Origin of the sequence: Mesorhizobium sp. M7A.F.Ca.CA.004.12.1.1 (genome assembly GCF_003997835.1) — a bacterium.
GTDB lineage: Bacteria > Pseudomonadota > Alphaproteobacteria > Rhizobiales > Rhizobiaceae > Mesorhizobium.
Window position 1 is genome coordinate 1 of sequence record NZ_RZRK01001409.1, and the last position, 678, is coordinate 678.

The 678-nt window shown below is 66.4% G+C and carries 1 protein-coding gene; it reads left to right on the plus strand.

The genetic code is table 11. From position 1 onward, the window contains the following. On the plus strand, positions 1–678 hold a 678-nt coding region (locus tag EN984_RS36725; RefSeq protein WP_164766026.1), incomplete at both ends, for an ABC transporter permease.

A 678-nucleotide genomic window follows, 5' to 3' on the forward strand; every position in this document is an offset into this window, starting at 1 on the left:
CCTTCCTGCTGCTCGAAGCTGCCCCCGGCGATGCGGTCGATGCCTATATCGTCTCGACCGGTGGCGACGCCGGCATGATCGAATTGTTGCGACATCGCTGGGGCCTCGACCAGTCGGAGCTGACGCGGCTCGCCAATTACCTCTGGGCGCTGTTGCATCTCGATCTCGGCCAGTCGGTGACCTTCTCCAGGCCGATCCGCGACGTCATCCTCGAACGCCTGCCCAACACGCTGCTGTTGATGGTCAGCGCCACCGCGCTCTCCTTCGGGCTCGGCTCGGCACTCGGCATCTACGCCGGCGCACAGCCGGGCAGCTTCCGCGACCGCTTCCTGTCGATCGGCTCGCTAGCGCTCTATGCAGTGCCGGGTTTCTGGCTCGGCCTGGTGCTGATCGTCGTCTTTGCCGTCGACCTGCGCTGGCTGCCGATCGGCGGCATCGAAACCCTGGCCTCTGACAAGACCGGTCTTGACCGCGCCGCCGACATCGCCGTCCATCTCGCCCTGCCCGTTTCCGCCCTCGGCTTCATCTACCTGGCGCTCTATCTGCGCATGATGCGCGCCGGCATGGCCGAGGTCTGGCGGCAGGATTTCGTCCTGGCCGCACGCGCCAAAGGATTGTCACGCCGCCGCATCGTGCTCGCCCACGTCGCCCGCAATGCACTGCTGCCGCTGATCACCA